Origin of the sequence: Halohasta litorea, from assembly GCF_024494645.1 — an archaeon.
GTDB classification, from domain to species: domain Archaea; phylum Halobacteriota; class Halobacteria; order Halobacteriales; family Haloferacaceae; genus Halohasta; species Halohasta litorea.
In genome coordinates this window covers 680,848-705,910 of record NZ_JANHDJ010000001.1, presented here as the reverse complement: position 1 = coordinate 705,910, position 25,063 = coordinate 680,848, and the positions used below count along the sequence as shown (strand labels likewise).

32 protein-coding genes and 2 tRNA genes are annotated in these 25,063 nt (G+C 62.8%); 21 read left to right on the top strand and 13 right to left on the bottom strand.

What is annotated here, in order from left to right:
* Entirely contained in the window at positions 1-429 is a 429-nt protein-coding gene (locus tag NO877_RS03745; RefSeq protein WP_256394965.1) for a JAB/MPN domain protein-containing protein, read from the top strand.
* On the opposite strand, the gene NO877_RS03740 is transcribed toward NO877_RS03745, so the two are convergent.
* A complete protein-coding gene (locus NO877_RS03740; RefSeq protein ID WP_256394964.1) occupies positions 430-663 on the bottom strand; it encodes a ribbon-helix-helix domain-containing protein in 234 nt (77 codons plus the stop codon).
* A gap of 97 nt (positions 664-760) precedes the next feature.
* On the opposite strand from NO877_RS03740, the gene NO877_RS03735 reads away from it, so the two are divergent.
* Complete coding sequence (locus NO877_RS03735; protein WP_256394963.1) at positions 761-1,087, top strand: hypothetical protein; 327 nt, start codon at positions 761-763, stop codon at positions 1,085-1,087.
* A gap of 21 nt (positions 1,088-1,108) precedes the next feature.
* On the opposite strand, the gene aglJ is transcribed toward NO877_RS03735, so the two are convergent.
* A complete protein-coding gene (gene aglJ, locus NO877_RS03730; protein ID WP_256394962.1) occupies positions 1,109-2,113 on the bottom strand; it encodes an S-layer glycoprotein N-glycosyltransferase AglJ in 1,005 nt (334 codons plus the stop codon).
* A gap of 169 nt (positions 2,114-2,282) precedes the next feature.
* Here aglJ and NO877_RS03725 point away from each other — a divergent pair, with 169 nt between their 5' ends.
* From NO877_RS03725 to NO877_RS03715, 3 genes are all read left to right on the top strand, one after another.
* The gene (locus NO877_RS03725) at positions 2,283-2,558 is read left to right on the top strand and encodes a helix-turn-helix transcriptional regulator (protein ID WP_256394961.1); all 276 of its coding nucleotides are present in this window, start codon (positions 2,283-2,285) and stop codon (positions 2,556-2,558) included.
* A gap of 50 nt (positions 2,559-2,608) precedes the next feature.
* Positions 2,609-2,682: transfer RNA gene (locus NO877_RS03720), tRNA-Lys, on the top strand.
* Between the two features lie 389 nt (positions 2,683-3,071).
* Positions 3,072-3,263 carry a DUF8106 domain-containing protein gene (locus tag NO877_RS03715; protein WP_256394960.1) on the top strand — a complete coding sequence of 64 codons (192 nt, stop codon included), beginning with the start codon at positions 3,072-3,074 and terminating at the stop codon, positions 3,261-3,263.
* A 1-nt stretch (position 3,264) separates the two neighbouring features.
* Here the strand turns inward: NO877_RS03715 and NO877_RS03710 are convergent, their stop codons facing one another.
* On the bottom strand, positions 3,265-4,131 hold the full coding sequence (locus NO877_RS03710; protein ID WP_256394959.1) for a COX15/CtaA family protein: 867 nt from the start codon (positions 4,129-4,131) through the stop codon (positions 3,265-3,267).
* A gap of 58 nt (positions 4,132-4,189) precedes the next feature.
* Complete coding sequence (locus tag NO877_RS03705) at positions 4,190-4,486, bottom strand: PadR family transcriptional regulator (RefSeq protein WP_303646871.1); 297 nt, start codon at positions 4,484-4,486, stop codon at positions 4,190-4,192.
* A 263-nt stretch (positions 4,487-4,749) separates the two neighbouring features.
* Between NO877_RS03705 and NO877_RS03700 the strand changes: the two genes are divergently transcribed.
* From NO877_RS03700 to NO877_RS03685, 4 genes are all read left to right on the top strand, one after another.
* Positions 4,750-5,868 carry a M24 family metallopeptidase gene (locus tag NO877_RS03700; RefSeq protein WP_256394958.1) on the top strand — a complete coding sequence of 373 codons (1,119 nt, stop codon included), beginning with the start codon at positions 4,750-4,752 and terminating at the stop codon, positions 5,866-5,868.
* A gap of 70 nt (positions 5,869-5,938) precedes the next feature.
* Positions 5,939-6,979 (top strand): DUF7544 domain-containing protein, encoded by a 1,041-nt coding sequence (locus NO877_RS03695; RefSeq protein ID WP_256394957.1) that lies wholly within the window; start codon positions 5,939-5,941, stop codon positions 6,977-6,979.
* An 86-nt stretch (positions 6,980-7,065) separates the two neighbouring features.
* Positions 7,066-9,315, top strand: a complete 2,250-nt coding sequence (locus tag NO877_RS03690) for an NADP-dependent malic enzyme (RefSeq protein WP_256394956.1) — start codon at positions 7,066-7,068, stop codon at positions 9,313-9,315.
* A gap of 61 nt (positions 9,316-9,376) precedes the next feature.
* Positions 9,377-9,847 carry a hypothetical protein gene (locus NO877_RS03685; RefSeq protein WP_256394955.1) on the top strand — a complete coding sequence of 157 codons (471 nt, stop codon included), beginning with the start codon at positions 9,377-9,379 and terminating at the stop codon, positions 9,845-9,847.
* A gap of 47 nt (positions 9,848-9,894) precedes the next feature.
* Here the strand turns inward: NO877_RS03685 and NO877_RS03680 are convergent, their stop codons facing one another.
* The gene (locus tag NO877_RS03680; protein WP_256394954.1) at positions 9,895-10,173 is read right to left on the bottom strand and encodes a DUF8072 family protein; all 279 of its coding nucleotides are present in this window, start codon (positions 10,171-10,173) and stop codon (positions 9,895-9,897) included.
* Positions 10,174-10,383: 210 nt separating this feature from the next.
* Here NO877_RS03680 and NO877_RS03675 point away from each other — a divergent pair, with 210 nt between their 5' ends.
* The 3 genes from NO877_RS03675 (at position 10,384) to NO877_RS03665 (ending at position 11,659) form a co-directional block, all read left to right on the top strand.
* Positions 10,384-10,632, top strand: coding sequence for a DUF8028 family protein (locus NO877_RS03675; protein WP_256394953.1), 249 nt, complete (start codon positions 10,384-10,386; stop codon positions 10,630-10,632).
* Positions 10,633-10,809: 177 nt separating this feature from the next.
* Entirely contained in the window at positions 10,810-11,400 is a 591-nt protein-coding gene (locus NO877_RS03670; RefSeq protein ID WP_256394952.1) for a DUF1684 domain-containing protein, read from the top strand.
* 73 nt (positions 11,401-11,473) lie between these two features.
* Positions 11,474-11,659, top strand: coding sequence for a DUF8178 family membrane protein (locus NO877_RS03665; protein WP_256394951.1), 186 nt, complete (start codon positions 11,474-11,476; stop codon positions 11,657-11,659).
* A 146-nt stretch (positions 11,660-11,805) separates the two neighbouring features.
* On the opposite strand, the gene NO877_RS03660 is transcribed toward NO877_RS03665, so the two are convergent.
* Positions 11,806-11,957 (bottom strand) — tRNA-Met (locus NO877_RS03660).
* Positions 11,958-12,163: 206 nt separating this feature from the next.
* On the opposite strand from NO877_RS03660, the gene NO877_RS03655 reads away from it, so the two are divergent.
* Entirely contained in the window at positions 12,164-13,300 is a 1,137-nt protein-coding gene (locus NO877_RS03655; protein ID WP_256394950.1) for a DUF7115 domain-containing protein, read from the top strand.
* Positions 13,301-13,307: 7 nt separating this feature from the next.
* Here NO877_RS03655 and NO877_RS03650 read toward each other — a convergent pair whose 3' ends face one another.
* Complete coding sequence (locus tag NO877_RS03650) at positions 13,308-13,691, bottom strand: DUF5830 family protein (RefSeq protein WP_256394949.1); 384 nt, start codon at positions 13,689-13,691, stop codon at positions 13,308-13,310.
* A gap of 84 nt (positions 13,692-13,775) precedes the next feature.
* Here NO877_RS03650 and NO877_RS03645 point away from each other — a divergent pair, with 84 nt between their 5' ends.
* Positions 13,776-14,432, top strand: coding sequence for a TVP38/TMEM64 family protein (locus NO877_RS03645; RefSeq protein WP_256394948.1), 657 nt, complete (start codon positions 13,776-13,778; stop codon positions 14,430-14,432).
* A 31-nt stretch (positions 14,433-14,463) separates the two neighbouring features.
* Here the strand turns inward: NO877_RS03645 and gpmI are convergent, their stop codons facing one another.
* Complete coding sequence (gpmI, locus tag NO877_RS03640) at positions 14,464-15,978, bottom strand: 2,3-bisphosphoglycerate-independent phosphoglycerate mutase (RefSeq protein ID WP_256394947.1); 1,515 nt, start codon at positions 15,976-15,978, stop codon at positions 14,464-14,466.
* 98 nt (positions 15,979-16,076) lie between these two features.
* Here gpmI and NO877_RS03635 point away from each other — a divergent pair, with 98 nt between their 5' ends.
* Together NO877_RS03635 and NO877_RS03630 are read left to right on the top strand one after the other, a co-directional pair.
* Complete coding sequence (locus tag NO877_RS03635; protein WP_256394946.1) at positions 16,077-16,772, top strand: DUF1405 domain-containing protein; 696 nt, start codon at positions 16,077-16,079, stop codon at positions 16,770-16,772.
* A 71-nt stretch (positions 16,773-16,843) separates the two neighbouring features.
* Positions 16,844-17,536 (top strand): ArsR/SmtB family transcription factor, encoded by a 693-nt coding sequence (locus NO877_RS03630; RefSeq protein ID WP_256394945.1) that lies wholly within the window; start codon positions 16,844-16,846, stop codon positions 17,534-17,536.
* Position 17,537: 1 nt separating this feature from the next.
* On the opposite strand, the gene NO877_RS03625 is transcribed toward NO877_RS03630, so the two are convergent.
* Positions 17,538-18,041, bottom strand: coding sequence for a hypothetical protein (locus NO877_RS03625; protein ID WP_256394944.1), 504 nt, complete (start codon positions 18,039-18,041; stop codon positions 17,538-17,540).
* A gap of 103 nt (positions 18,042-18,144) precedes the next feature.
* On the opposite strand from NO877_RS03625, the gene gatD reads away from it, so the two are divergent.
* Positions 18,145-19,431, top strand: coding sequence for a Glu-tRNA(Gln) amidotransferase subunit GatD (gene gatD / locus NO877_RS03620; RefSeq protein ID WP_256394943.1), 1,287 nt, complete (start codon positions 18,145-18,147; stop codon positions 19,429-19,431).
* Between the two features lie 59 nt (positions 19,432-19,490).
* Positions 19,491-19,748 (top strand): hypothetical protein, encoded by a 258-nt coding sequence (locus tag NO877_RS03615; protein ID WP_256394942.1) that lies wholly within the window; start codon positions 19,491-19,493, stop codon positions 19,746-19,748.
* 18 nt (positions 19,749-19,766) lie between these two features.
* Here NO877_RS03615 and NO877_RS03610 read toward each other — a convergent pair whose 3' ends face one another.
* The 3 genes from NO877_RS03610 to NO877_RS03600 all read right to left on the bottom strand — a co-directional run bounded on the left by NO877_RS03610 (position 19,767) and on the right by NO877_RS03600 (position 21,984).
* Positions 19,767-20,186, bottom strand: a complete 420-nt coding sequence (locus NO877_RS03610; RefSeq protein ID WP_256394941.1) for a universal stress protein — start codon at positions 20,184-20,186, stop codon at positions 19,767-19,769.
* An 85-nt stretch (positions 20,187-20,271) separates the two neighbouring features.
* Positions 20,272-21,012, bottom strand: a complete 741-nt coding sequence (locus NO877_RS03605; RefSeq protein WP_256394940.1) for an Nmad3 family putative nucleotide modification protein — start codon at positions 21,010-21,012, stop codon at positions 20,272-20,274.
* Between the two features lie 12 nt (positions 21,013-21,024).
* Positions 21,025-21,984 (bottom strand): acyltransferase, encoded by a 960-nt coding sequence (locus NO877_RS03600; RefSeq protein WP_256394939.1) that lies wholly within the window; start codon positions 21,982-21,984, stop codon positions 21,025-21,027.
* A 141-nt stretch (positions 21,985-22,125) separates the two neighbouring features.
* Here NO877_RS03600 and NO877_RS03595 point away from each other — a divergent pair, with 141 nt between their 5' ends.
* From NO877_RS03595 to NO877_RS03585, 3 genes are all read left to right on the top strand, one after another.
* Complete coding sequence (locus NO877_RS03595) at positions 22,126-22,566, top strand: CBS domain-containing protein (protein WP_256394938.1); 441 nt, start codon at positions 22,126-22,128, stop codon at positions 22,564-22,566.
* Positions 22,567-22,628: 62 nt separating this feature from the next.
* The gene (locus tag NO877_RS03590) at positions 22,629-23,696 is read left to right on the top strand and encodes an aldo/keto reductase (protein ID WP_256394937.1); all 1,068 of its coding nucleotides are present in this window, start codon (positions 22,629-22,631) and stop codon (positions 23,694-23,696) included.
* A gap of 2 nt (positions 23,697-23,698) precedes the next feature.
* Positions 23,699-23,866 carry a hypothetical protein gene (locus NO877_RS03585; protein WP_256394936.1) on the top strand — a complete coding sequence of 56 codons (168 nt, stop codon included), beginning with the start codon at positions 23,699-23,701 and terminating at the stop codon, positions 23,864-23,866.
* Positions 23,867-23,931: 65 nt separating this feature from the next.
* Here the strand turns inward: NO877_RS03585 and NO877_RS03580 are convergent, their stop codons facing one another.
* The gene (locus NO877_RS03580) at positions 23,932-25,038 is read right to left on the bottom strand and encodes a CNNM domain-containing protein (protein WP_256394935.1); all 1,107 of its coding nucleotides are present in this window, start codon (positions 25,036-25,038) and stop codon (positions 23,932-23,934) included.
* Positions 25,039-25,063 lie beyond the last annotated feature (25 nt).

Sequence of the window (25,063 nt, the reverse complement as noted above, 5' to 3'; positions counted from 1 at the left end):
GTGGCCGTCTACGCCACCGAAGGGCTCCTCGAAGTCCTCATCGAGTTCGCTGCCGACCGCGAGCCGGAGGAGGCCAACGTTCCGATTGCCGCGACACCCGCCGGCGAACTAACGGGCCTCGACAGCCAGCTCGCCGACCTCGCTCCAGGAACACCGGTGCTCACCCACTTTTATCTACCCGATGCGGCTGGATCGGTCACCGCCGTCTTCGGGGTTGATCTGGGAACGCCCTCGGGTGGGGCCCAAGCGCGATTCGTCTCCCATCCGACGGGCCCACGGGCAGTAACCAAAACGGACGATCTGGCGGGCGTCGTTCTCGTTGCCGTGCCGCCGTGGGAGGTCCGAACGGTCACTGCGTTCGACCGCAACGGTACGGAGCTGGAACTGCGTCGGCTCGACGCGGAGCCGCCGGTCGAGCGGATCGAGTAGCTACTCCAGGTAGCCGAGATCGCGGAGCTGATCGGTGATCTCGGTGAACTGATCCTCACGTAGCTTCCCGTCGGTGTCGTCGGCCTCCCGCTGGTTCCGCTGGTGTTGGATCACGATGCTCCGGAGGAGGAAGCGGACCAGATCGCTCGTCGAGGTGAAACTCGTCCCCTCGATCGTCTCGTCGACGCGTTCGGCGAGATCTTTCGGAATCGAGACCGTGGTGTAGTCGGCCATACCAACCACACGGCCAGCCCGCCGAATAAACCACGCGTTTCGTCCCACTCGCCACAGTGTGGCTGGCTTTTTAGGAATCGAGTCCGAAACTCGATCAATGGGAGCCAGACCGCCGCAGAACGACACCTCGGAGCCGGATGTCATCGAGTTCGGGATCGCCGCGCTGTCGGCCCGGCTCGACGAGGCCGACGTGGAGTTTCCGACCACGAGCACCGAACTCTGTGCAGCGGTCGACGATACCGCGATTCCGGTCGATGGAACAGGGAGTACGATGGAGCTCCAGGAGGCACTCGACCGGGTGCCACAGGATCGCTTCGACAGCGAGTCGACGCTGCTCGATCTGTTACATCCCGTCTTCGAGGAACACCGCAAACAGGGCGGAAAGAGCGTCTTCGGGCGGCTCCGGACGCTACTGCCGTTTTAAGCTGTCAGTCGGGCACTGGGTCTACTCCGCGTTCCGTGGTGGCGACCGCGAGGAGTCCGCTGACTCGGCGGCAGTCGAATCGGAGCCAGCAGTCGTCGGCTCCGGTGTGGTGTCGGCTTCGAGCCGATCGATTCGCGTGAGCTGTTCGTGGTGCAACGAGAGGATCAGATCCGCGAGCACGCCGAACATCAGCAGTTGGACCCCAAAGAGGATCGCCGCCGTCGCCCCGACAGCGACGATTTCGTGGCCGATATTATATCTGACCCATCGGAAGATGACGAAGGCAGCCAACGCGAGGCCGCTGGCAGTAGAGAGGAGACCGACGCTGCCGAAGTAGAACAGCGGGTTGCTTGTTTTGGCTTTCCGGTAGAGCTCCAGGAAGATGATCCCGCCGTCTTTGATCGGGTGGAGGTTCGTCGCAGAGCCGTCCGGTCGCTCGCGGTAAGTGATGGGGACGACTTCGGTTTTAACGCCGTTTTTCGCGCACTCGACGGCCATCTCGGTTTCGATCCCGAAGCCGTCGGCCGACAGCGTGAGCCGTTCGAACGAATCGGTCCGAAACGCACGGTAGCCCGAGAGGATATCCCGGTAATCCTCGCCGTGGATGAACTGAAAGCCGCGATTGATCAGCCGGTTGCCGATCCGGTTGAGCTTCGTCATCGCCCCGGGCTCCATGTCGGCAAACCGGTTGCCGATAACGTGTTCGAAATCACCGACGAGCAGGGGCTCGAGCATCCGTTCGGCGTCCTCGGCCCGGTATGTCATATCCGCATCGGCCATGAGAACGTAGTCGGCCTCGATCGCTTCGACGGCCTCGCGGATCGCCTGGCCCTTTCCCTCTCCGGACTGTGTGATCACCGCTGCGCCCGCCTCGTGGGCGAGCTCGCGGGTCCCGTCGCCCGAGCCGCCGTCGACGACGAGGATGTTACTGAAGCCAGCCTCCTGGTAGGCCCGGATCACGTCGGCGATCGTGGCGGACTCGTTGAGCGTCGGCAAGAGGACACAGACATCCGCGCTCGGTGGCATTACCGTGTGTCACGAGCGGGTAGGTAAAACTGTGTTTGTTTTGGAGGTATCCCAGCGCGAACAGCTCCTGCTGTACCCGGCCACGAATTCACAACATATTATAATATTATTTGAATTTGTACATGAATCATCAAATGGTATAAGACGCACCGAGTGAAATCAGTGACCGATGTACGATCTAACCGGGTTTCAACGTGATCTGATCTACACCATCAGCGGCACTGAGGAACCCTACGGGTTAGCGATCAAAGAAGCCCTCCAGGACTACCGGGACGAAGAGATCAACCACGGTCGACTGTATCCGAATCTCGATACGCTCGTCGAGAAGGGATACGTTGAAAAAAGTGCGAAAGATCGGCGGACGAACCTCTATACGCTGACCGAGAAGGCGACCACCGAGATCGACGTCCGGCGGAGCTGGGAAGACAGTCAGCTCGCCGACTGACGCCGACAGAAGGAAACGCCTTTTAGGGCCTGCCGGATACGGGTAGGTGAGGGCTGGTAGCTCAGTTTGGCAGAGCGACGGACTCTTAATCCGTCGGTCGCGTGTTCAAATCGCGTCCAGCCCGCTTTTGCTCCGAGCACTACCGCGAGGAGCAATGCGGTTACAGCGATTTGAATGCAAGGAACGAACCGAGCGCAGCGAGTGGAGTGACTGAGTGTTCAAATCGCGTCCAGCCCGTTTTCCTGCGAACAACGTGAGTAGTGAAAACGTTACGCGTATTTGAACGCAGCGAGCGAACGTAGTGAGCGAGTGAGTGTTCAAATCGCGTCCAACCCGTTTTCCTACGTTGTCGTGAACACCGTGAACGACAGCTCGAAGCGGGTGCCGCTTCGGCGAACAACGTGAGCGACTACTTGAAACAGACCTGACACACCAAATATCACTCTACTGGCACGAACGTCAGTAACGATCATCGCAAACAGGGTTATGACCGTAGAGGCACTACCGAACGGTATGAATGGACAGCCCTCCACAAAACAGACTCCAGCCAGACGGAAGACGGTCCTGTTCTGTCGCGGCTGTGAGTATCAGGGACCGCCTGACGGGCCGTGGATCATCCACCGGAAGCCCGACTGTGACGTCTATCTCTGTCCGAACTGCAACACCACAGTCACTGTGCGTGACCGGTTCGGCGAGGTCGAATAGGTCAGTTGCTGCTCGTCGACTGTCCCGTCGGAACCGATTCAACGTTGCTCCGAAGTCGCCAGCCAACAGCGGCAACGATACCGACCGCGAGGAAGTACAACGCGAAGTTGAGACGCTGGACTGCAGCGGTGTAGAGCACTAGATCCCGCCCGAGAAGCATCGCCCCGAACAGAACCACAAGTGCGCCGCCAGCCAGCCACGCGCCGACCCGGTCGGCCGTCGAGAGCCAGAACGTCGCCGCGAGCAGCGCGCCGATAGCGACGAGCGATACCGCATAATACCACGCCTGTGCGCCCGGCGAGTAGTTCAACAGCGGCACGCCACGACTGAACAGGCCACTGACGAGCAGTGCTCCGAGCGCGACACCGACGGCGAGTCGGCTCCGAGCCCGTGGCGGCCGTCGGTGGTGCTGCCGGAAAGCAAACAGCGTTGTCAGCGTCAACAACGTAAAGATCGTCAGCGCGACGACGAGATGAGCGGCGTGGGTCGGCGGCGAGTAGCCTCCAGGAACCAGGCCACCGATCGTTACCGTGATCGCCCCGACAGTGATCTGCAGCGGGAGCAGTACTACCGCGAGCGTCGAGGCGAGCCTGCTCCGCCGGTCGCCGCGTTTCCAGGCCCAGCCAGCCGTACCGAGGATGAAAAAGCCCGTAATCATTGCGACGACCCGGTGGAACCACTCAATGAAATCCGGATTGATCGTCAGCGCAGGGATCAGTTGGTCCGAACACAGCGGCCACTGTGCCTGACACGCCAGTCCCGAACCCGTCGCTGCGGTGTACACACCGAGGGTGATCAGCGACAACGTAAGGGCGGTCGTAAACGCCGCGAACCGACGAAAAGACAGCCAATCGAGGCGGTCGGTCATTAGCCGACAGTTGGGCCGCAGGCTACTTATCCCTATCCACCTGCGCCGACGATCAGGTCTACTGTGCCTCTTGTGTGGGCGAGACGTACTGTTGTTCCCACCGTCGACGGTCCTCGATCAGTTCGTCACCCTTCTCGGTGAGTTCATAGTAGTTGGTTCGCTGGTCCTGACTCCCCTTTTCGACCAGCGAGTGTTCGACCAGCGCATCGAGGTTCGGATACAGTCGCCCGTGGTTGACGTTGTCGACGTGCTGTTCCATCTCGCGGCGGATCGTCTGTCCGGATGGCTGGTCGGAGCCTGCGATGACGTACAGGAGGTCGCGCTGGAAGCCGGTCAGTTCGAATATCTGAGTCATACAGGCGATGTAGTGTGTAACCCTGTATTGTTAGTCGGTGTGAAATGTGAATAATGGCTGAAAAACAGTACCACGAATCTATTTTCTTGATACTACCACACAACGCTTTGCTCGACGGCTGTATCGAGTGAATCACGGTCAAGTAAACGCTTCCTACTGGTGTTAGGCACCGATTAATCGACGGATACCGTCGGTTTCTCCGCGAGACGTCTCGTGTGCTGAAGCGGTCCGAATTGAAGTACCCAGCGGCTGTAGTCGGTCGTATGTCTCCCTCGTCAAGGCGGACTGCCGAAGAGTTGAGCGAGCGACGGGCCCGAATCACGACGTTCCTGGATGACCGAAATATGGACGCCCTCTGGCTGGGTCGGCCCACCAACTTCACGTGGCTGACCGGCGGCTCGAACGTCGTCGACCGAGCATCGGCGGTCGGCGCCGCGGCAGCTGGCTACAGTCGCACGGAGGGGTTTCGCGTCCTCACGAACACGATCGAGGCACCGCGACTACGCGACGAGGAGCTTCCCGAAGCGTTCACCGTGACGGCCGCCGACTGGTATACCGACTCGCTGGCCGAGTTCGTCGCCGCCGAATCACCGGCGTCCGCGGCCGCCGATTTCGACGTTCCAGGACTCGTCCAACCGGACCTCTCGACGCTCAGACAGCCGCTTTCGACCGCCGATATCGACCGATACCGTGGGCTCGGTCGGGAGACCGCAGCCGCCGTCGAGGAGGTCTGCAGAGAACTCTCCCCGACACAGACCGAACAGGCGGCGGCGGTCGACGTCCGGACCGCGCTCGAATCGCGGGGGATCGAAGCGCCGGTCGTGCTCGTCGGTGGCGGCGAGCGCGCCCAGCAGTACCGGCATTATACACCGACTACCGCCCCACTGGGCGACTACGCGCTGGTATCGGTGACTGCCCAGCGCGGCGGACTGTATGCGAGTACGACGCGAACGGTCGACTTCGACGCCCCGGCATGGCTCGACGAGCGGTTCGAGGCGGCCGCCCGCGTCGAAGTCTCGGCGCTTTCGGCCACCCAGCGGGCTGCCCGCGAGGGATCGACTGCGGGCGAGGTCTTCGGTGCGATCCAATCGGCCTACGAGGCGGTTGGGTGGCCCGATGAGTGGCACAAGCACCATCAGGGCGGTGCCGCGGGCTTTGCGGGCCGGGAATGGATCGCGACACCGACCGACGCATCGGCGGTCCTCGCGCCACAGGGGTATGCCTGGAACCCGACAGTACAGGGGACCAAAAGCGAGGGGACGGTGTTGGTGACCGCCGACACCGCCGAGCCACTGACGATGACCGACTCGTGGCCGACGCGGTCGGTATCGGCTGTCGAAGGTGACCTCACCCTTCAGCGTCCCGTCCCGTTATCAGTGTAACCCGGTGTAACTATGATGCTGGTTTTATAAACCAATAACCTATTTTTCCGTTGCACAGAAAGGGTGAGCCATGTCTTGGTACGCCGTCGAGAGCGTCGACGAGGCGATCGATACGACTCGGTCGTTCTTGTTCCCCATCGAGCCCGGCCGGTGGCTACGACTGGCACTGATCGCGTTCTTCGTCGGCGTTGGCGGGAGCGGTGCCTCCATACTCTCGAACACGGCGAGCCTTCCGGCGAATATGCCCGCCGAACCCACGCCACAACAGCCCGCTCCAGTCCCATCCGAGCTCTCGCTGGAGACCCTCCCGATCGACCCACTCCTGATCGCCGCGATTATCGGAGGCGTCGTTATCCTCGGTCTGGGGCTGACACTAATTTCGGAGACACTGCGGCTCGTCCTCTACGACGCCCTCCGGACGGACACCGTGCGCATTCGTGGTCCGGCCCGTCGGCGGTTCGGACAGGCAGTTCGACTGTTCGGATTTAAATTGACTGTCAGCGTCGTCTTCGTGCTTCCGTTCGTCGTTCTCGGTGCTGTTATTGCGCTCGATACAGTCGTCCTCGGCGGTCCGGCGCTGCTGGTCGGTGGAGCGCTGCTTGCGGTGTGTCTCGTGCTGTGGTTTATCGGGTATCTGATAATCAGCCGTGTGACAAACGAGTTCGTTGCGCCGATAATGGTCAAGACCGACAGCGGCGTGCTCTCCGCGTGGCGTCGGTTCTGGCCGGTCGTCCGGAACGATCTCGCTCAGTTCGGCGTCTATGTCGTCGTCCACTTCCTGCTGCTGTTGGCGATTTCGATCGGCCAGACGATCCTCGCGGCCATCGTCTTCGGCATCATCGGCACCGTCGGTGCCCTCGGCGGGCTGCTGGTAGTCCTCGGCGTCTTCGGCGGACTCAACGCAGCGCTTGCGTCGACAGTTGGTGTGATCGCACTCGGTGCGATCGTGCTGCTGACAGTGGTTGTAGCGACCGTCTGCTATCTACCGATCAAGATCGTCGTCCTGACGTATGTCTTCAGCTACGAACTGTCGGTCCTCGGAGCCGCCGACGAGGAACTCCGATTGCTACCTGTCGATGTCGACACCGAGACGACGGCGAACCCGACCTGATAGCAAGCGCACCGAGTTCGACAGTCGTCGAATCTGACAATCGACGCACACACACCTTTTTCAGGTGTCCACCGAACCGCTGTGGTATGGGACTCGACGACGACGCACGGGAGTATCACCGGCGTGATCCACCGGGCAAAATCGAGATCGCGACGACGAAACCGACCAACACCCAGCGGGATCTGAGCCTCGCCTACTCGCCGGGTGTCGCCGCGCCCTGTCTGGATATCGACGACGATCCGGACCAGGCCTACAACTACACGGCCAAATCCAACCTCGTCGGCGTCGTCTCCAACGGCTCGGCCGTCCTCGGGCTCGGAGACATCGGCGCACAGGCCTCCAAACCCGTCATGGAGGGCAAGGGCGTCCTCTTCAAGCGGTTCGCGGATATCGACGTCTTCGATATCGAACTCGAACTCGACGACCCCGACGCGCTTGTCGAGACGGTCGCCGCCATGGAGCCGACCTTCGGTGGCATCAACCTCGAAGACATCAAAGCCCCCGAATGCTTCGAGATCGAGCGACGGCTCGGCGAGCGGATGGACATTCCAGTCTTCCACGACGACCAACACGGGACGGCGATCATCTCGGGGGCTGCCCTGCTCAACGCCGCCGACATCACCGGCAAATCCCTCGACGAGCTCGATATCGTCTTTTCGGGCGCGGGCGCGTCGGCGCTCGCCACCGCGCAGTTCTATGTCTCGCTCGGCGCAGAGGAGTCCAACATCACGATGTGTGACTCCTCGGGGATCATCACGACCGACCGGGGCGACGAGCTCAACGAGTACAAACAGCAGTTCGCCCGCGATGTCGACGACGGGAGCCTCGCGGATGCGATGGAGGACGCCGACGTGTTTGTCGGTCTCTCGGTCGGCGGGATCGTCTCACAGGAGATGGTCCAGTCGATGGCCGACAACCCGATCATCTTCGCGATGGCCAATCCCGACCCCGAGATCAGCTACGAGGACGCCAAAGCCGCCCGCGAGGACGACGTGATCGTCGCGACGGGGCGGTCGGACTACCCCAATATGGTCAACAACGTCCTTGGATTCCCGTTTATTTTCCGCGGTGCGCTCGACGTACGGGCGACCGACATCAACGAGGAAATGAAACGTGCGGCGGCGATGGCGCTGGCGGATCTGGCCAAACAGGACGTTCCGGACGCAGTAGTCAAAGCCTACGGCGACCAGCCACTCCAGTTCGGCCCCGACTACGTGATCCCGAAACCGCTTGATCCCCGCGTCCTCTTTGAGGTTGCGCCCGCAGTTGCCGAGGCCGCGGTCGAAAGCGGTGTCGCCAGAACCGAGATCGATATCGAAACCTACGCTGAGACCCTCGAAGCCAGACTCGGCAAATCCCGCGAAATGATGCGCGTGGTCCTCAACAAGGCCAAAAGCGACCCCAAGCGGCTTGCGCTCGCTGAGGGCACCGACGAAAAAATGATTCGGGCGGCCTACCAGCTGGAGGAAGAAGGAATTGCCGAACCGATCCTGCTGGGAGACCACGAGGAAATCACCCGCATCGCCTCGCAGTTGGGGCTGTCGTTCGAGCCGGAGGTCGTCGACCCCGCCGAGCGGAGCCTTGATGCCTACGCCGACCGGCTCTACGAGCTCCGTCGCCGGAAGGGAATCACCCGGGGGGAAGCCGCCGAACTCGTCGAAAAGGACACCAACTACCTCGGCAGCGTGATGGTCGAGATGGGTGATGCCGACGCGATGCTGACCGGGCTGACCCACCACTATCCCTCCGCGTTGCGGCCACCGCTGCAGGTGATCGGCACCGCCGAGGACGCCGACTACGCCGCCGGTGTCTACCTGATGACATTCAAAAACAAGGTGGTCTTCTGTGCGGATACGACCGTCAACCAGGACCCCGACGCCGAGGTGCTCGCGGAGGTCACCAAACACACCGCCGAGTTGGCCCGGAGTTTCAACGTCGAGCCGCGAGCGGCGATGCTGTCGTACTCCAATTTCGGCAGCGTCAGAAACGAGTCGACGGCGACCATTCGACAGGCCGTGTCAGACCTCCACAGTGATTCGGCGGTCGACTTCGCCGTCGACGGCGAGATGCAGGCCGACACCGCCGTCGTCGAGGAGATCATCGACAACACCTACGGCTTTTCCGAACTCGACGGTCCAGCGAACGTGTTGATTTTCCCGAACCTCGAATCGGGTAATATCGGCTACAAACTGCTCCAGCGGCTCGGCGGCGCGGAGGCGATCGGGCCAATGTTGGTTGGGATGGACAAACCGGTCCACGTCCTCCAGCGCGGCGACGAGGTCAAAGACATCGTCAACCTCGCGGGCGTGGCCGTTGTCGACGCACAGCAAGAGTAGAATCGATCGCGGATCACTATATGGTACATATTTATATCTACATTAGTCACTAGAGGCAATCATGGCCGAGCGAGGTCCCGAGCTCACCGCACCCGAACGGATCGAGAGCGGTGATTTTTCGGGTGCGTTACGGATCGGATCGAAAAACGAGGCGGAGGTCTACTGGTACGTCCCGAAAAACCAGATCGTCGAAACCACTGCGCCGGAGTCGACGCCCGACGATGCCGAGACATACCGGCTCTCGGAGGAGACCGTCGGCGAATACATCCACCGAACCGAGCGTGACGGCAGTCGGTGGTCGCTGAACCAGCTGGGGGAGTTCCTGCGGAACGTCGCCTCGTTCCGTGACGTCCGGATTCTCACCCTCCGACAGGAGGAAGCGTACGCCCTCTGTCGGATCTCGGGTGTCGACAGGGAGACCGCCGCCGCCCTGCTCGGGATCTCCGAAACCCTGCTTGCCGATCACCTGTCGACGGCCCAAAAGAAAATCACTTGTGCGTTCAATCTCGTCGAAGCGGTCAACAAACACTGAACAGCCAGCCGTTGTCTCGTTCGCCCTTTGTCCCTGGTAGTCGGTTCCTACTCGGCGGCTTCGGCCGCGACCACCGAGCCGATCATCGACCACCCCTCCTCGTCGGCTTCGCTTCGCCCGACGAGGATCGATTCGTTGTCCTCGCTGGAGACGAGTCGGTAGTCGGCGTCGTCGTCTCGACGTGCTGCTTCGGCCTGAAACTCCTGCTGGAAGAACTCCGTCCAGGACATCTCGAAGACTGCCTCGGTGCCGTCGTCGAGCGTGAGCCGAACTGGCTTCGGCGTCAGATTGTGAATCCGCTTTGCGATCGGATTGAGATCAGCCATATGTGGCTGTTGGTATCGGTTCGGATAAACGTCCCCGATTTGGATGCCGGTAGTCGCTTGCTACTATCGGTTGGATACCATCTCAGTACTGATTGGGAGTGTCAACAGTACAGATACGAACAGTATACGGAGCCTACCAATCGTGCAACAGTCACAAGCAGCCCAAACACTGTTGCAGGTATTTGTGGTTGGCCAACAGTTTCATCGGTAGTGGTCCCACAGATGTCGCTCCCGCCCTCGCTCAGCCGCCTCGGTCGCGTGGTGTACAGTCTGCCAATCTCCATCGGTCATCTCCTCGCCTCAGCCCGCGGTATCGCCTTCTGGACCGCAGTGGCCCTCCCGTTCGGCTACCTGCCACTGTTCGGTCTCGACATGGTCGAGCTCACCATGGAGACATTCGTGCTCCTCCTGGTCGTTAATATCGTCGCCCTCGTCGTTGGTCACTCCTATCACCGGTAACCGATCCACAACGGTCGCATACTTCGGCTCCTACTCCGGACCGTCACCACCATTTGACGATTGCTTCGAAGATGGTCAGCAGCGTGAGTCGACGACCGGTTCGACCGGTCGCACCAGCAGATCGATATCGAGACCACATCCAATGGGGTTAGGTTGCCTCGGGACAGAAGACGGAGTATGACAGACAGCGAGGACGCGACGCCCGAGGATACCGACCGCTGGATGGCCGAGGTCCGACAGATGCGTGCGGACAAAGACGAGTTCTTTACCGACCATCCGCAGTCGCCGATCCAACCGGAGTACCGCGACGAATTCGAGGGGTTGAACTACTTCGAACCGGACCCCGACTTTCGTGTTCCGGCCCGCGTTCGCGTCTACGGCAACCCCGATCCGATCGAACTCGATGTGACCGCGGGGTCGCCGATCCGGTATCTTCGCTCGGTGATCTTCGAACTCGAACTCCGCGGCGAGCGGATCCAGATGGCGGGCTACCGCCAGGAGAGCGACGACGACCGGACGATCTTCATCCCGTTCCGCGACAAGACGACCGGCCAACAGACCTACCATCGCGGGCGCTACATGGAGATGGAGCCCGATGAGGACCTCGTCAACGGTGACGTGGTGACGCTCGATTTTAATCTCGCGTACAACCCCTTCTGTGCGTACGCCGAGACGTTCGCCTGCCCGCTGCCGCCGGAGGAAAACTGGCTGGAGGTCGTCGTTCCGGCTGGCGAAAAGAAACCGCCGGAAGCGATCGTCGACGACTGAGTGGTCGGATCAGTCGACACACATCGTTTGCTGAAGGACAACGCTCAATATCGTTCGCTCGTGAGAACGGAGTATGGTAGACGTACCGAACCAAGCAGGTGTGGGTATCGGACTGATCGTCATCGGGTCACTGCTGTTCATTCCCGGTATCGGGATCGGCTCTAGTAGCCTCGTTTTCGTCTCGCTCGTGGCCGCAGCACTGTTGTTGACTGTCGGCACCTATCTGTTCGGCACCAGCGAACCCGGCCGCTCTGTCTGAGAGCCGCCGTCGGCACCGCCTGTTCGGTACTGACGTTTCACTTCCCTCGTCGGCGAGCCGCTGGCTCGCGTAGCCGGTTCCTAACTGCTGTTCCCATCGTGTGAAAACCGCCGGAAGAAGTGCTGTCGCTCACGGATATAAAACCATGGCCGGGGTGGGCTCCGAACCCACGATCTCCGCATAACCCAGGTACGAGGCTCGGCAGGCCTCAATGGGGCGGACGCTTCCAAGGCGGTAACCGCACCGAATCTCAGTAACCCTATGAGTGCGGCGCTATGTCCAGCTAAGCCACCCGGCCTCACCTTGCCATAGCCCGATTGCACTCTTTAAGCTTCTCATCTGCGACGGCCTCGTGGTATGCGACCGGCTCACTCCCGGGTGGCCCGATCACGGTCACTTCGTCCGTTCGAGAGGAGGGTCGACACCGACAGGCCGAGCGAAACAGCACGAAACACTGATACTCATACCCGCGGATTTATCAGCCACGGACGGTACTCCCTCACAATGAGCCTGCCCGAGCTACTCGAATCCGCCTTGGACGGTGAACCATCGGTTGCAGAGGTCCAACTCGGCGGGGAAGACGTACTGGTCGTCACCCCGAGCCGGACGGTCGTCTACCGCGCGGACGGACTGCTATCGGACGAATCGATCGAGAGCTACCCCCACGAGGCCGAGGAGGTCGACCTCTCGGTCGGCCGACGCAAGGCCAAACTCACCCTGGACTACGGGCTCGACGGCAGCGAGACGCTGGCGTTCCCGGCCAAGCGGGTCGAGAAGGTGCTCCACCCGATCCTGGCAGGCGTTATCAGCGCGGCCGGTATCACCGAGGCCGGTGAGACGGTCCACAAGACGTTCCGGTTCAGCGATCTCACGCTGATCGTCACGAGCAAGCGCGTCATCAAACACATCGGCTCGGCGGTCTGGGACACCGACTTCGAGGCCTTCGAGTACAGCGGGCTGACCGACGTCGACTTCGAGGAGGGCAGCGTCGCCACCTCGATCGTCCTCACCCACAACGGCCGACAGAACCGATTCAAAACACCCAACAGCGACGCCCGAGCGGTCCGCGAGGCCATCGTCGAGGCGGTCTGTGAGTTCCACGGCGTGACCAGCATCCAGGAGCTCCGCGAGGCGATGGCGAGTCAGGAAGACGGCGAGGGCGTCGACCCCGAGTCGACCGACCGGCTGGATTTCGGCAACGGCCCCGATCCGCTCAGCGCCGAACCGGGCGAGCTCGACTCGCAACCGACGAACGCGACCCAGACGGAGTCCGACACGTCCGTCGACGAGGGGCTGGCTGCCTCGCTCGACGAAACCAACTCACAGTCGGCCGACGGGAGCCAGCCGACCGAGGCCCAGTCGGCCGATCAGCAAGCCGAGACACAGCCGACCGACACCGCCCAGCGGACCGACCAGCCGCAGGCTGTCGTCGAATCCTCTCCAAACGGTGAGCAGGCCGACGCCGAGACGTTCGACGCCTTCGAGGGCTCGCCGTTCGAGTCCGCAGGCCCGGTCGACGAGGACGACATCTCGGCGCAGATCGCCGCGTTGGCCGAAAAAGTAGACCAGCAGGAACAACAGCTAGCCCGGCAGGCAGAGCTCATCGAAACGCTGATCGAAGAACTCCGCCGCGGTCGGTAGCGAGCGGCTACTCCTCGCGGCCGACGACTTTTCGGATACACGACGAGCCGAACGGCCCGAGTTCGCCCGACTCGAACTCGATGAAGTGGCCCGACGAAATCCCAGTCCCACAGCGGCGACACTCGAATTCGCCCTCACGAACGGTGACCTGACTCTCGAACCGTACGAAGGTGCCACCGCGGCGGGTTCGAATCCGCCCCTCCTCGCGGTCGATGATTCCCCGCTTGTCGGCGGTATCCAGGATCTCTCGCGTGAGCGTAGGGTTCGTGGTAACGGTTTCGAGCCGGTCGATCGCCGCGGCGAGGTCTAGCTCGTCGGCCTCAAGATGGGCCAGCAGGTCGACGCCGAGTTCGATCTTGTCCTGCCGCGACGGTGTCTCCGACGCTGTCACAGTCCCGCGTTTGCAGCCCCGTTACATAATCGTTCGTTTGCCATCGAACACAAAGCGTATGACTGTGCCTGAACGCCGACAGGTATGCAGCGACGAACACGGCTCGCAGTCGGGGGTGTGACACTCCTCGGTGTCGGCCTCGCGGCGTGGGTCGTCTCGCCTGCGGTCGCCCTCGCCCGGTTTGAGGCGCTTGCGAGCAACCCACTGCTTTTCGCCGCCGTGATTCTCGTCGTAGCCCTCGTTCGCCCAGCCTGCGCGTGGCCTACGCTCGTGTTGTCGACGGGGATCGGCTTTGCCTACGGGCTCTCCGGCCTCCCGCTTGCGCTGGGCGCGCTCGTGCTCACAAGCCTGCCACCCTACTGGTTCGGGGCCTCGACGGCCGGGAGCGGTCGACTCACGACCGCTGGACAGACCCTACTGGCCGAGACCGGTGGCGTCCGCGGTGTGACCGCCGCCCGGCTGTTGCCGCTGCCGTCGGACGTGATTTCGGCCGGGGCCGGAGCGATACACGTTCGATTGCCGCCCTATCTGGTCGGGACCGCCCTCGGCGAACTCCCGTGGGCGGTGCTCGGCCTAACTGTCGGCCGGTCGGTCGACCACCTGACGACGGGCGAACTATCGGGTGCGGTCGATCCGTGGCTGGTGGCCGGAATGACCGCGACGGCAGTGTTGTTGCTGGCTGGGCCCTGCTATCGGCTGGCGTCGGCGCGGTGGTCTCTGAAGTTGCCAGCCGCCGAGTAGGCAGTGGCTACTCCAGGAGCAATCCACCAGACTACTCCAGGAGCGACTCGCCGGTCATCTCGTCGGAAGGCTCCAGCTCCATCAGTTCGAGCAGTGTCGGCGCGAGATCACAGAGCGCCCCACCGGAGCGGACGGTTCGGCCGCCGTCGTCGCCGTCGGGACTGAGATAGATCACCGGAGCCGGGTTGAACGTGTGGGCCGTGTGGGGGTCCTCGACGGTCCCCATATCGTCGGCGTTGCCGTGGTCGGCGGTGATCAGGGCGTGGCCGCCCGCCTCCTGGATCGCCTCGACGAGCCGCCCGAGCTGTTCGTCGACGGCTTCGACCGCGGCGATGGCCGCCTCGTAGTCGCCGGTGTGGCCGACCATGTCGGGGTTGGCGTAGTTGATCACGAGCAAATCGCGGTTGTCGGAGTCGATCACCGAGATCGCGGTATCGGTCACCTTTGCGGCGTGCATCTCCGGCTGGAGGTCGTAGGTCGGTACATCGGGACTTTTGACGATCTCCCGGCGTTCGCCCTCGAATTCCACCTCGCGGCCCCCGTTGAGGAAGTAGGTCACGTGGGCGTACTTCTCGGATTCGGCCAGCCGGAGCTGTGTCAGGCCCGCATCGGAGACGATTTCGCCGAGGGTGTTTTCGGGCTGCTCGGGCGGGTAGGCCACCGGCAGGCCGAACGTTTTGTCGTACTGTGTCAGCGTGACGAGTTCGATATTCGGCGGGCTGGTGTCGATCTCCCAGACGGGATCGATGTTTGCGAGCATTCGAACGATCTGTCGGGCCCGATCCGCACGGAAGTTGAAGAAGATCACCGAATCGCCGTCATCGAGGGCGGGCTCATCGTCTACTAGCGTCGGCTCGATGAACTCGTCGGTGTCGCCACGCTCGTAGCTGTCTTCGACCGCCTCGACCGCAGTTGGGGCCGTGTACTCGGCCTTTCGGTTGACGATCGCATCATAGGCGCGGTTGGTTCGGTCCCAGTTTTGGTCCCGGTCCATCGCGTGGTAGCGGCCCGAGACGGTGGCGATGTCGCCGGTCTCGTGGTCCTCGATCATCTCCTGGACCTCGGCGAGATAGCCCGCTCCGGATTTCGGGGCCGTATCCCGGCCGTCAGTAAAGGCGTGGGTGACGGCCTCAACGTCGCGGTCCCCCGCGAGTTCGATCAGGGCTTCCAGATGGCTGATATCGGAGTGAACCCCACCGTCGCTGACCAGCCCCATCAGGTGGACCTTCCCGTCGTGGTCGGTCGCGTAGTCGAGCGCGGCGTTGAGCGCCTCGTTTTCGCGGAAGCTTCCGTCCGCGATGGAATCCTCGATACGCGTGTAGGACTGTTTGACGACCCGGCCGCCGCCGATGTTGAGATGGCCGACCTCGCTGTTGCCCATCTGGCCCTCTGGGAGGCCGACCGCCCGGCTATGCGTTTTGAGCGTGCCGAACGCGCCGGACTCCTGGAGTCGATCGAAGTTCGGTGTGTCGGCGGCCCGGACGGCATCGAGATGGTCGTGGTCACCGAGTCCCCAGCCGTCGAGTATGATAAGTGCGCCTCGCATGGGTGGATGTCTCCCGCCCCAACTAATTACGCTTTGCTTCATTCGGCCGACTGTCGTGGACGGAAACCGGTTTGAGTCGGCACACCGAACCCCGTACCATGTCGGACCGCGAACGCCAGTCGCCGACGCCTCGTCGACCCCTTCCCTATCGGTACGCCGAGGCCTATCTCTCTCACGGGCCCAGTCTGGTCGCGCTGCTCGTCGTGACGGCGACGGCGTTCCTGGTCGGTGTTCGGTTCTACGTCGAGACCATGCCCGCCGTGCCGACGCTGCTGTGGCCGTTGTATGCCGACTCGCCGACCGCCATCGCACTCGTGACGCTGTCGCTGGCTTCCCTGTTGCCGAATTTGGGGCGGCGGCTCCGCGAGGCCCCGATCAATCGACCGCTCGCGTATCTCCACACGCTGGCGTTCGTCTGGCTCGTCAAATACGGCCTGTGGACCGCCGTCGCGCTCAATCTCCGGCCGGAGTTGTATTTCGGGTTCAGCGCGGGGGCGCTCTACGACTACTGGTTTATCATCGGCACCCACCTGCTGTTCGTCGTGTTGGCCTTCGCAGTGCTCCACTACGGCCGAACGACGCGCGGCGCGCTCGGCCTCTCGCTTTCGTTGCTACTTATCAATGATATGATTGACTACGGCCTCGGTCTCCATCCACCGCTCCGGTACGAGCCGGGGTTGCTGTTGGCTGGGGTCACTGTCGGGCTCTCGGTCGGCGTCGTCGCGCTGGCGGCCTGGCAGTTCGACCTACTATCGGATGAGAAAGACAGTCAGAACCAACGGACAGTAGCGTAATCGGTGCCGATACGGGCGCCTATCACTCACGAGGTAGACAACGTTTTATTCACGCTCACGTAATCCCGGGTATGGATTCGGCGGTACTCTTGGATCTCCTCGGCAACGAGAACCGTCGACGGATTCTTCGACTACTCTCGCAGAAGCCCTGTTATGTCACCGAGATTAGTGAATATCTCGGCGTGAGTCCGAAGGCGGTCATCGACCACCTCCGCAAACTGGAGGAGGCGGGGTTGATCGAGAGTCGAACCGACGACCAGCGCCGGAAATACTTCAATATCACTCGAAGCCTCCGGCTGGAGGTCGACGTCTCGCCCCACGGGTTCGGCGCGAAAAGCGCCTATCCGGCCAGTTCGACCCTGGATATGTCCGGCCGCTGTCCGCATCTCTCTCTCGACGGGGTCGCCACGAACGGGAGCAGCGAGGCCGAACACGACGCCGCCGAGAGCGACCGGAGCGATATCGAGGAGCTCGCCGCGGAGTTCGGGCGGCTCCAGTCGCTGGATCGGGAGCTGTCGCTGGCCCAGCGATGGGTCCACGGGCGGCTCACCGAAACACTTGACGAGCTGACCGAACGCACCGGGATCGACGCCGACTGCCAGTTCTACGCCAAGATACTGGCCGCCATCGTCGATACCGACGGCTCGACCGAGGCGGTCGAAGCCGCACTAACTGCCCCACCGGAGGCCGTCGATCAGGCGCTCAGTCGGCTCGCCGATGCAGGAATACTCAGTTACGACGACGGCCAGTGGCGTATTCGGTGACTCAGATCTCTTGGGTCAGACCGTCACGGAGATCGCGGCCGAAGTAGTGACCGACGACGGCGAGTACGGCCCCGATACCGACGCCGACCCCACCGAAAGCGAGGCCGTACTCTCTGAAGAAGCGCATGCCGACCGGCAGGACCCCGGTCGACAGCAGGCTCAGTGCGAAGCTCGCCCCGACGATGAGGCCCCCGGCGACCGCGGTTTCGAGATACCGGCGTTCGGCGGCCACGAGGCCGACGACGAAGGTGGCGACGAACAGCCCACCCAGCGAGCCGAGGGTGCCGACGATCGGGATCGCCCCGCCGCCGCCGACACCGACGGCGATCAGCGCCGCCGACAACAGGAAGGCCTTGAGCGAAAACAGCCCCCCGAGTCGGCCAGCGGCGTCGTCGCTGGTGTCGGCGGCTTCGGTGTCAGGAGCCGATCGATCGGCGGCCGTCTCATCACTGCGAATATCCTCGTCGACGATCTCGTCGAGCACCTCCTCGTCGGAACGCGCCATACCCGCCTTTCGAGGCCCGGATGTATGGCTGTTATGCCGCGGTCGACCGCGTGTGTCGGCTCGAAAGGGTGGTTTCAAGTCGGCCGCTGGGTTAGGCTGGGATATGAATCCAGGAGACCGTATCCGCGTCGAGCGCGGCGGCGTCGACAACGAGGGCGTCCTGATGCCCTCATCGAGTGCCGACCATCTCGTGGTCAAACTCGATGGCGGCTACAACATCGGCATCGACCGCAAGGACGCCAGCGTCGAGGTCCTCGAAACCGACGTCTACGACGTCGGCGATGAGGACGAACCCGACGACGGGAGCGTCTCGGAGATCGAGTTCGACGACGACCTGCCGACCATCTCACTTATTTCGACTGGCGGGACAATTGCCTCGACGGTCGACTACCGCACCGGCGCGGTCACCGCCCAGTTCACTGCCGAAGACGTGCTGCGGGCAGTGCCCGAACTCGCTGGACGTGCCAACTACCGGGGCCGTGTCGTCGCCAACATCCTCAGCGAGAACATGGACCCCTCGATCTGGCAGCAACTGGCCCGCGCAGTCCACGAGGAGATCGAGGCCGGAGCCGACGGCGTCGTCGTCATGCACGGCACCGACACGATGCAGTATTCGGCCTCTGTGCTCTCCTTTATGCTCGATACCCCGGTCCCGGTCGTCTTCACCGGGAGCCAGCGGTCGGCGGATCGACCCTCCTCGGACAACGTGATGAATGCGGTCTGTTCAGTTGAGGCCGCCAAAGCCGACTGTGCGGAGGTCCTGCTCTGTATGCACGACTCGGCCAGCGACGACCACTGTGCGCTCCACCGCGGCACCCGCGTGCGGAAGAACCACACCTCCCGACGCGATGCCTTCGAGACGGTGGGCAACGAGCCGCTGGCCCGAATCGAGTACGCCGCCGCCCAAGACGAGGGGAGCGACGGCGAGGTGGCCGCCGACGCCTTCGAGTTCAACCGGGACTACACCGAGCGCGGCGCAGTCGACCTCGCGCTGAACGACGATCTCGATCCGGATGTCGAACTCGTCAAATTCACCCCCGGCATGGACCCCGCCGCGTGGGACTACCTCGACGACAAAGCGGGCGTCATCATCGAAGGCACCGGCCTCGGCCACGTTCACACCGACCTGATCCCACGGATCGAGGAACTGGTCGAGAGTGGTACGGTCGTCGCCATGACCAGCCAGTGTCTCGAAGGCCGGGTCTGTGATCGGGTGTACGATACGGGTCGGGATCTCCTGGATGCCGGAGTCGTCGAAGCCGGAGATACCCTGCCGGGGACGGCGAAGGTCAAACTCATGTGGGCGCTGGCAAACCTCGGCGATGCGAGCGAGGCGATGGGCCGGTCGCTGGCTGGCGAGATTACCGAAGAGTCCCAACCGTGGCGGTAGTCACCGGCGACTAGTCGGCGAACCGCTGGGTTCTTTCGTCTCTCCGAACACGTAGCGGTATGAACCACGTCGCCACGCCGCTCGTCGTCTCGGTCTTCGTCGACCGGCCGATTTTGGCCGTGATCTATCTGATTACGATCGCCGTCTCCCTGTGGCTGTTTCGTGATGCACTCCGCCGCGGAAAGTCCGTTATCGTCGCCGCAGGCTGGGCTCTCGGCGGGATCGTCCTCCCGGCAATCGTCCATTTCGCCTATCTGTATCTCCGACTCAAAACCGAAGGGAGCATGACCGAACCCCCACTCGACGACTCGGACTGATTTATAAGTAGTCGACGGCTACTTTTCCTCAACCGGGAGCATCACGACCGGCGTGTCGCTTTTGGCCAGCAGCGAGGTCCGCACGCCCCCGGCGAGCAGATCGAACCACGCGCTGCCGCCGCGGGAACAGAAGACGATCGCCGAGGCCTCAGCCGTCTCGGCGGCCTCAATAATGGTGTCGGCGATGGCGTCGCCGCGGTAGATCTCGGTGTCGACTGCCATCCCATCGGCGGTGGCCCGCGATTCGAACCGCTCGACGGCCTCGTGGGCGCGCTGGGATTCGGCATCGGTCGCGTCTTCGGCGAGCACGTGAATCACGAGCGGTCGACAGGCCGCCGGATCGTTGTGAGCGACCAGCGCCTCGTAGGTCGCCTCGGCGTCGTCCGGCCCGGCGACTGGGAGGATCGGACTTTTAAGTAGGTCGTCACTACTCGGCATGTGTTCGTGCTCCTGGAGTCGACTGCTGGGACTGGCTCGCGTACATACGGACCGTTCACCGACGAGCGGCATATTTCTTTGTCCCTTATAAAGAACGCTCACCATCGACGATCGCTCGCAGCCGCTCGGTCGCGTCCTCGTCGAACCAGAGTCTGCGACGCCACCACGGACCCTTGCCGGAATCGTTCGAGCATTCGGTGACCAGTCGGTTGGCGGTCGACCCGCTCTCGGCCGAACTCAGTGGGACTGCGCGGTCGAACAGCCGGGAGTCGTCGGTGCCGACCACCAGCACCTTCGCGTCGAAGGGTTCGCGCTTGCAGTGGGCGTTGGTGGCGACACCCTGGGACTCGAAGTCGGTCAGCGACTCGCAGGCTGCAGTGTCGTAGACGCGGTCGACCCGGAACTCACCGATCAGATACGCCCCCCAGTCGGGGGCGATCCAATCGACCGCCGGGCCGGTATCGACGCCGTCGGGTGGTTCATGGCTGGTGAGGGTGGCATAGAAATAGAGCGAATCGCCCGGCTGAAGTTCTGCGAGCGGCCCGGCTTTGACGCCGTGTTCGTCGCCGTAAGTGTAGTGAGAACAGCAGGGATAGTCGGCGAACTCGGGGTCGAGATGGACCCGCCGGTCAAGCAGATCGTCGTCGACCGAAACCGGCAGTGGGCCGAGGTCGGCGAGGAGATCGCCGTACGTCGGGACTGGCTTGGCGGTCGGCTCACGCTCGGGAATCGGTATATAAACGAAGCTCCCATCGGGATAGATCGGACCGCGAAACCCCGGGAGATTGGTGTTGGCGGCGACGTTGATCGCGATGCTTCGGGCCACGGGAAGGAGTGCCTACTCGGTGTCCGGTCCGCTCGACTCGGGTTCCGGGTGTCCGGCGGGCGGTCGTTTGGCATCCGGCGGCGACAGCGACCGTTGGAACTCGTCGAAGATCTCGATTTCGTTGTCGATTTCGTATTCGATCTCGCGGTCGGTCTGGTTGGTTTCGAGCCGCCCGTCGTCGATCGGTTCGGCCGTCGACTCCCAGCCGGGTTTGATTTTGACACTTTTTGCTGGCATCCCGACGACGATGTGATGGTCGGGCACGTCGCCCTGGACGACCGCGCGCGCACCGACGATCGAGTTCTCGCCGATCCGGCAGCCAGCCCGCACCATCGAATCGTAGGTCACGCGGGCGTTGTCCTCGATGATCGTGTGGTAGTTTCGCACCGAGGTCTGGTCGACGATGTCATGATCGTGGCTGTAGATGTGGACGCCGTCGGAGATCGATGCCCGGTCGCCGATAGTGAGCTTCCCGCGGTCGTCGAGGTGAACGTCGTCGTGGACGACCGTGTTGTCGCCGACGGTGATGTTGTGGCCGTAGGTGAAGGTGATCCCCTTGAAAAAGCGGCAGTTGTCACCACACTCCTCGAAGAGGTGGTCGGCGAGCATGCGGCGGAACTGGAGGGCGAACTCGACGTTATCGGCCATCGGTGTCGCGTCGAACTGCCGCCAGAGCCACTGGAGGTGTTTCGACCGCTGGAACTTCTCTTCGTCTTTCTCGGCGTAGTATTCAGCCTCGACGGTCGTGTTGCACGGGTCATACCCCTGGAGGCGAACCCGCGTGGCCCGCGAGACCGACTCACCGGCCTGCCAGGCCTCGTAGGCTTGCCTATCGCCGAAGAGGTCGATGAGGACGTCCTCGACGACCTCGCAGGTTTCTTCGTCCGAGGACAGCCGCTCGTCGACCTCATCGATGAATCCCCGGACACCCACGGCGGCGTCCGCGGGTAGTGACACGTGTCGCTTCGTCATTACACCCCGATTGACCGCGAGTATGTAAAGGAATTCGGTTGTGTATTCGGGCTGTCCAGCCACCGGACGACAGGGAGGGAAACGTACAACCTGGGCCAGTGCGCCGAAAAACCAATATAGGTTCACCGAGAACGTCCGAGGATGCGCGTCAAGGAACTGATGAGTCGGGAGATCGTGACCGTTCCCGTCGGGGCCACGATGAAGGGCGCGGCCGGACAGATGCTCCACAACAGTGTCGGCAGCGTGATCGTCATGAATGACGACACGCCCGCGGGGATCGTAACCGAGATGGACGCCCTCCGGGTCGGCTACGCGACTAATCGCCCCTTCGAGGAGGTACCTGTCCGCAAGGTGATGAGCCGACCGCTCGTGACGATCGAGCCGAACAAGACCGTGCGGACGGCTATCGGCCGGATGCGCACGGAGGACGTGAAAAAACTCCCGGTGGTGTCGGGGTTCGATCTCGACGGCATCATCACGATGACCGACATCATCCTGAACCACGGCGAGCTGCTGAACGAGGCTCGCAACCTCGAATCCGGCCACGGCAACCGTGATCCCGACGAGTGGCGCGGCGGCTGACCGTTCCCAGCCAGTGAAAACGAACCAGTTTCGCTAAGTGGACCGACCTCCTACGGCGTGGTATGCGACAGCAAACGCTCGGCGACTCCGGTGTCGAGGTCAGCGAAGTCGGCTTCGGCGCGTGGGTCGTCGGCACCGACTGGTGGGGCGACCGCACCGAAGACCAGGCCATCGAGATGATCCACCACGCCATCGACGAGGGGATCACCTACTTCGATACGGGGGACGTCTACGGCCACGGGAACTCCGAGGAAGTCCTCGGCAAAGCGCTGGCCGACCGCCGCGACGAGGTCACGCTGGCCACAAAGATCGGCTACGATTTTTATAACAATCCGCAGGCGGGCCACGGCGAGTTGCCCAAAGAGATCACCCCCGAGTACATCCGGGAGGCCACCGAGAAGAGCCTCGACCGACTCGGCGTCGACTCCGTCGATGTCCTCCAGCTCCACAACGCGGACGTCGAGGAGGTCGACGAAGACATCCTGGAGGTCTTCGACGAACTCAAAGAGGAAGGCGTTATCGGGGCCACCGGCTGGGCGCTCGGCCCCTCGATCGGCTGGCTCGCCGAGGGCGATATGGCGATCACCGAGGAGTTCGACTCGCTCCAGTTGGTCTGGAACCTCTTCGAGCAGGAGGTCGGCAACCACTTCCTGGAGACTATCGAGAAGACGGGCTCGTCGACCAGCCTCATCCCGCGGGTGCCCCACTCCTCGGGACTGCTCAACGAGCAGGTCACCCCCGACACCGAACTCGGCGAGGGTGACCACCGCGGGTTCCGTCCCGACGAGTGGTACGAGACGGGCTGGGAAAAGCTCGAAACCCTCCAGTTCTTGAAGGGCGGCGAGGACGGCACTCCCGAGCGCACGATGGGACAGGCATCGATCGCCTACCTGCTGAGCCACAACCCCGTTGCAACCGTGACCCCGACGTTCCGGACGAAAGACGATATCACGGAATGGGCCAAGGCTTCCGAAGTGCCACTGACTGACGAGGAAGTCGCCCGCGTCGACGAACTGTACGCAACGAATTTCGGAATCGACCGCTTCGACGGGATGGACAGTCTCCGATCCTCAGTCGATGGGGAGGACCTCCGTGATGCTGGGTTGGCCCGAAAAGTAGCAGGCGACTAACGATGGGCAGGCTTCGGTCGGTCCTGAAACTGACAGCGGTCACCCACACGGTCCTCGCGGCGGGCGTGGCCGCCCATAGCCGACTGACCGACCGCGAGGCCGGAATCTGGGTACCGGTCACGCTCGGCTTCGGGCTGTTCGGCGTCGCGGGCTACCTCCTGGATCGGTAGCCGAGCCCCGCAGTTCGGCTCGAAACCACACGACTACGACCGGAGCGATCGCTGTCGGACTACTTTCACTCCGGATCGACACGACCGGACAGTGACGGCTCCGTCGACTCGGCGAGTTGGACATCCAGCGGGTCCTCGACGTCGCCGACCACTGCTTCGAGAACGTCGGTTGCGGTGATGAGGCCGACGATCTCGTCTTCCCCAGTGTCTTCGACCACTACGGCGAGCTCTTGGCCCTCGTCCTGGAGCCGGTCGACGGCGTCGCTGACGTTCATGTCGGCGGGGAGACGAAGCAGCGGGACGGCCAGCTCCTGGAAAGTGGTTTCGCCCGCCCGGAGGTCGTCGATAGCGTCGACGACCGTCGGGACGTAGACGACGCCGACCGGCGTGTCGTCGTCCTCACCGAGCACCGGAAACCGGGTGTTTGGACTCGCTCCGATGCGGTCGAGGTTCGCCTCGACCGGCTCGGCCGCCGAGAGCCAGACGATATCCTCGGCGTGAGTCATCACGTCGTCGACCGGGATCTCGCCGATGGTGAAGGCGTTGAGGACCTCCTCCATCCGCTCCCGTGGGAGGTTGCCGCTGTCGAGCAGCGAGGTAAGGCGGTGACGGAGTTCGGCGCGTGTCTGGACGGTCTCGGTGTGGGTATCAAGCCACGCGCCGGTCATCTCGACGCCGAACAGCCCGAGGGTCCATTTGGCGACGCCGTCGCCGATCCAGATGGCAGGGTAGATCACCTTCGTGAACCAGTAGAGGAAGGGGGTACCGTAGCGGGCGACAAAGCGGGTTCGTTCGACGCCGAGGTAGGTCGGCGTCTGCTCGCCGTGGGTCAGATGCAGGAGGTTGATGATCCCGAATGCGAGGAGTCCCCCGGCCCCGATGGAGGCGAAGACCGTGTTCTCGAACAGCGGCGAGAGGATCGACGACAGCGCGGGTTCGGCGATGATCCCGACGGCGATGCTCGTCGCGCTAATGCCCACCTGACAGCTCGTTAGATAGATCTCCAGGTCGGTGGTCATCTCCCAGGCCCGCCGGAGGCCGGGCGAATCGAACGCCGACTTGTCGTACTGCCGGACCCGCGTCAGCGCGAACTCGGTGGCGACGAACACTGCGTTCGCACCGATAAGAGACAGCCCGGCGATGAGTCGAAGGCCGATTTCGAGGCCGTTCATGCGTGAGGCGACGCCACGCAGCCGC